Origin of the sequence: Mycobacterium sp., from assembly GCF_049280035.1 — a bacterium.
Classification (GTDB): Bacteria; Actinomycetota; Actinomycetes; order Mycobacteriales; family Mycobacteriaceae; genus Mycobacterium.
This window is the reverse complement of sequence record NZ_JBAPPI010000099.1, coordinates 1-3,772: the sequence shown is the minus strand read 5'-3', so window position 1 is coordinate 3,772 and position 3,772 is coordinate 1. Positions and strand designations below refer to the sequence as shown.

Annotated in this window: 5 protein-coding genes; 3 read left to right on the top strand and 2 right to left on the bottom strand. The window is 64.6% G+C overall.

Features of this window, described 5'->3' with window-relative positions:
• The 3 genes from WAN71_RS03350 to WAN71_RS03340 form a co-directional block, all read left to right on the top strand.
• A partial coding sequence (locus WAN71_RS03350) for a thiolase family protein (protein WP_422223970.1) occupies positions 1 to 522 on the top strand: 522 nt, incomplete at its 5' end.
• Between the two features lie 99 nt (positions 523 to 621).
• Positions 622 to 1,059: a DUF6069 family protein gene (locus tag WAN71_RS03345; protein ID WP_422223969.1), complete on the top strand. Its 438-nt coding sequence runs from the start codon at positions 622 to 624 to the stop codon at positions 1,057 to 1,059.
• Positions 1,060 to 1,068: 9 nt separating this feature from the next.
• Positions 1,069 to 1,791 (top strand): NAD(P)-dependent oxidoreductase, encoded by a 723-nt coding sequence (locus WAN71_RS03340; protein WP_422223968.1) that lies wholly within the window; start codon positions 1,069 to 1,071, stop codon positions 1,789 to 1,791.
• 70 nt (positions 1,792 to 1,861) lie between these two features.
• On the opposite strand, the gene WAN71_RS03335 is transcribed toward WAN71_RS03340, so the two are convergent.
• Entirely contained in the window at positions 1,862 to 3,058 is a 1,197-nt protein-coding gene (locus WAN71_RS03335) for an acyl-CoA dehydrogenase family protein (RefSeq protein ID WP_422223967.1), read from the bottom strand.
• The coding region (locus tag WAN71_RS03330) for an acyl-CoA dehydrogenase family protein (RefSeq protein WP_422223966.1) at positions 3,059 to 3,772 on the bottom strand (714 nt) is incomplete at its 5' end.

Sequence of the window (3,772 nt, the reverse complement as noted above, 5' to 3'; positions counted from 1 at the left end):
GTCGTGATGTGCCGCGCCGATATCGCCCACCGGTTCACCACCAAACCCGTCCATGTCCGCGCGGTCGAAGTCCGCACCCGGCGCTACGGCGCGTACGAGGTGAACACGACCTACGCACCCGTCGACGAGGATGTATCGCCGACTGTCTACGCCGCCAAAGCCGCCTTCGAGAAAGCGGGGGTCGCGCCGCAGGATGTCGACGTTATCCAATTGCAGGACACCGACGCCGGTGCGGAAGTGATCCACATGGCCGAGGCGGGGTTCTGCGCCGACGGCGAGCAAGAGAAGTTGCTGGCCGACGGCGCGACCGAAATCACCGGCGCGATGCCGGTCAACACCGACGGCGGGCTGATCGCCAATGGCGAACCGATCGGGGCATCCGGCCTACGGCAGATGCACGAGCTGGTGCGCCAACTGCGCGGCGAGGCCGGCGATCGCCAGGTCCCCGGAACTCCGCGGGTCGGCTTCGCGCAGGTGTACGGTGCACCCGGCACCGCAGCCGCGACCGTCCTGACGATCTGAGGGCGCCGCATCCTGTAACTTTCGCGCGGCCCGTTTCGTCCTAGTAGCGAGCTAGCAAAAACCGCTTGCCCGTATAACAGGTCGCCGAAAGGGATAACGATGTCGCATACGGTTACACGACAGGCGATCAGCAACGCTCGCTGGCGTGCCGGTCGGATCGTCGCGATCACGATGGCCGCCGCCGCGACCGGTCTGGCGTGGCTCATTGGGCGGCTGGCCCACGTCGACTACCTCGTGGATACGCCAATCGGCACACGCCAGGTCACGCTCGCGCTGACCGTTGTCGCGACGGTAGTCGCGGGAATTGCCGGCTGGGGTGTGATCGCCCTGCTCGAGCACTACACCACATCCTCCCGAGCCATCTGGATCGCGCTGACCGTCGTTGTTCTCGTGCTATCCATCGTGCCGGTCTTCCAGACGACCGCCAACCCCGCTACCCAATACACGTTGGCAGCGTTGCACTGTGTGGCCGCTGCGGTCCTGATCCCCGCTCTGCCGCAGCGGCATAGGACATCAACCCGCCACCAGAACCGCTAAGGAGTGCCCATGCAAATCGCCATCTTCGGCGCCAATGGTCTGACCGGACGCCTGCTCACACGACTCGTGCTCGACGCCGGCCACTCGGCGGTGGCCGTGACGCGGCGGCCAGACGAGTTCCCGATCATCCATCCGCGGCTGACGATCGCTGGCGCGGATGTGCGGCGCGACGGACTCGCAGGGATTTTCGACGGCGCCGACGCCGTGCTGTCTACGCTCGGTGTGTCGTTCACTCGTCAGCCCGTCGACACATATTCGGTCGGCACTCGCAACGTCGTGGACGCGATGCGCGAAACCGGCGTCAATCGCCTCGTGGTGGTGAGTTCGACCGGTGCATTTCCCGCAGCAGGCCGCCGCCATATGCCACTGACATTACGGGTGTTTGAGCCGATCATCACCCGCACGATCGGCAAGACCGTCTACGACGACATCCGGCGGATGGAAGCGTTGGTGCGTGACAGCGGCCTGAACTGGACGATCGTACGCCCGTCTGGTCTGTTCGACTTGTCTGAAGCTACTAATTATGTTGCCGGAGAGACGGATCCGATCGGCGCATTCACGGCCCGCATCGACCTGGCGGATTACCTCGTAAAACTTGCCCAAGACAGGACGGCGAGTCGGAAGATCGTCGTCGTCTCGACAACCGAACACACGCCGACGCTGTGGGAAACCATCCGACGAGAGGCGTTCAAGAGCGACGCGCATCCGACGAATGCCGCGGCGTCGTCGTAGCTGTGCGTCGAACGTGCAACCGCTGCGACGACACGCCGAACACGGTCGCAGCCCGTGCACGTTCGGCGTGTCAGGAGGCTTTCTTAGCTTTAGGCGCGGAGTAATTCGGCTTACCCAGACCCAGCACGTATTGCGCGATCATGTTGCGGAACACCTCGAGGGTACCGCCGTAAATCCCGACCAGCGGCGCGAAGCGGTAGACGTACTCGGACGCGCCGTCGTCGGCCGCGCCGTCGGTCCCGTTCGGCAGCGTCGACGCCGTGCCGAGGATGTCCATCAGGTCCGGAGAGATATCGCGCATGGTCTGTGCAAGCGCTACCCGACCGAAGATGCTCGGCGCGCTAAACGCCGCCTCCATCCGTGCGGCGCTGCGACCCAACCGGTATGCCACCGACTGGTCGTCAATGAGCCTGCACCCGTTGGGGTCCCGTTCCGCGACCTTGCCGGCGGCCTTGTCGACGGCATCGGCCATGAAACCGGCCTGGTGCATCATGATCGATACGTCCTGCAACCCGTCGCGTGCGGCGGCAACTGCGCCATGTTCTGTGCTGAGCGGCTCACGCAGCACTGTCCAGCCCGCGTTGACGTCGCCGAGCCGGTACTTGTCGTCGACGCGTACATCACTGTAGTAGACGATGTTGGTGCGGTCGCCGTCGATGGTGCGGATGCCCTGGATCTCGATGCCAGGGGAATCGAGCGGTACCAGAAACATGGTCAGGCTCTTGTGCTTGGGCGCCTCGGGATCGGTGTTGGTGATGAGGAAGACGTACTGGCACTTGTGCGCGCCGGTAGTAAACATCTTGGAGCCGTTGATGATCCAGCCATCACCGTCACGTGCTGCGCGGGTCTTGCAGGTGGCGATATCGGAACCACCTTCGGGTTCGGTGTACCCCAAGCAGAGCCGGACGTGCCCGCTGAAGACCTTGGGCATTACCTCATCCCGCAGTTCCGCCGACCCGAACTTCGCCACCGAACGCGCCACCATGGCAGTTGTCCCCCACGTCACCCAGGGCACATGCGCCCGCCGCTTCTCCAGTTCCCAGATGCGGCGGCGCACCCGGGTGAAGCCGCCGTCAGCGTGCGGCTTCCACTCGCCTTCGAGGTAGCCGGCGGCACCCAGCGCCAGATGCACACCTTCGTCGAAGTTGTCGCCGGTTTCGCGGTCCCGGCGTATGACGTCGTCGGTCACATGGGTTTTCAGGAAATCGCGCGCCTCGTCGAAGAAGGCTTGATCGTCGTCGGAAAGCGTGACCCGGGAGAAATCCACTTACGCGTCCTTTCCTGAACGGCTTTCGCGTTCGGCAACGATCTCGGCGATGTATTTGGCGCTGGCGCCGGGGTCTCCGCCGGCCAGCGCCCACCCACGGGCCCGCACCAGATATGCCGTCGCGGCCGCCTCCGCCGAAACGCCGAGACCGCCTTGCACATGCACCGCCATCGTCGCGGCCTTGGCCGCCTCCTCGGCCATGAAGACAAACGCCGCTGGGGCCAATTCCGGGCGTTCGTCGGGCTCGTTGTCCAAGAACCACGCAGCGCGCCGCGTGAGATTTCGGCCGCCCTGCACGGTAATCGCAATGTTGGCAAGTGGGTGGGAGATGCCTTGCAGCGTCGAGATCGGCACACCCAGCGTGTAGCGGTTCTTGGCGAACTCCGCAGCGATTGTCATGGTCTCTTCGACCAGGCCGGTCAATGCCGCTGCGGTCAAGACCCGCCATTCATCCAGTGCCCGTTGATATTGCGCCAAGGCGTCGGATCCGCTGGCCAGCACGACGTTGGTGTCGGCGGCCGCCGGATCGACCCACGCCATCGGCAGCCGGCCGATGTTATCCACCTTGGTTGGGCGGGTATCGAATTTGAGGAGCACCACGGCCCCGTCTCTCCTGCCGTCACGGACGATGATCTGGTCGGCGATCGATCCGGTCGGGATCAGCCGAACCCCGCTGACGTTGTCATGTTGCGGGTCAAACGCCGCGAGCTGCTT

Excerpts from the sequence above, each read along its gene's own strand:
- WAN71_RS03345 (WP_422223969.1), top strand. The coding sequence starts at position 622 with ATGTCGCATACGGTTACACGACAGGCGATCAGCAACGCTCGCTGGCGT.
- WAN71_RS03340 (WP_422223968.1), top strand. The coding sequence starts at position 1,069 with ATGCAAATCGCCATCTTCGGCGCCAATGGTCTGACCGGACGCCTGCTC.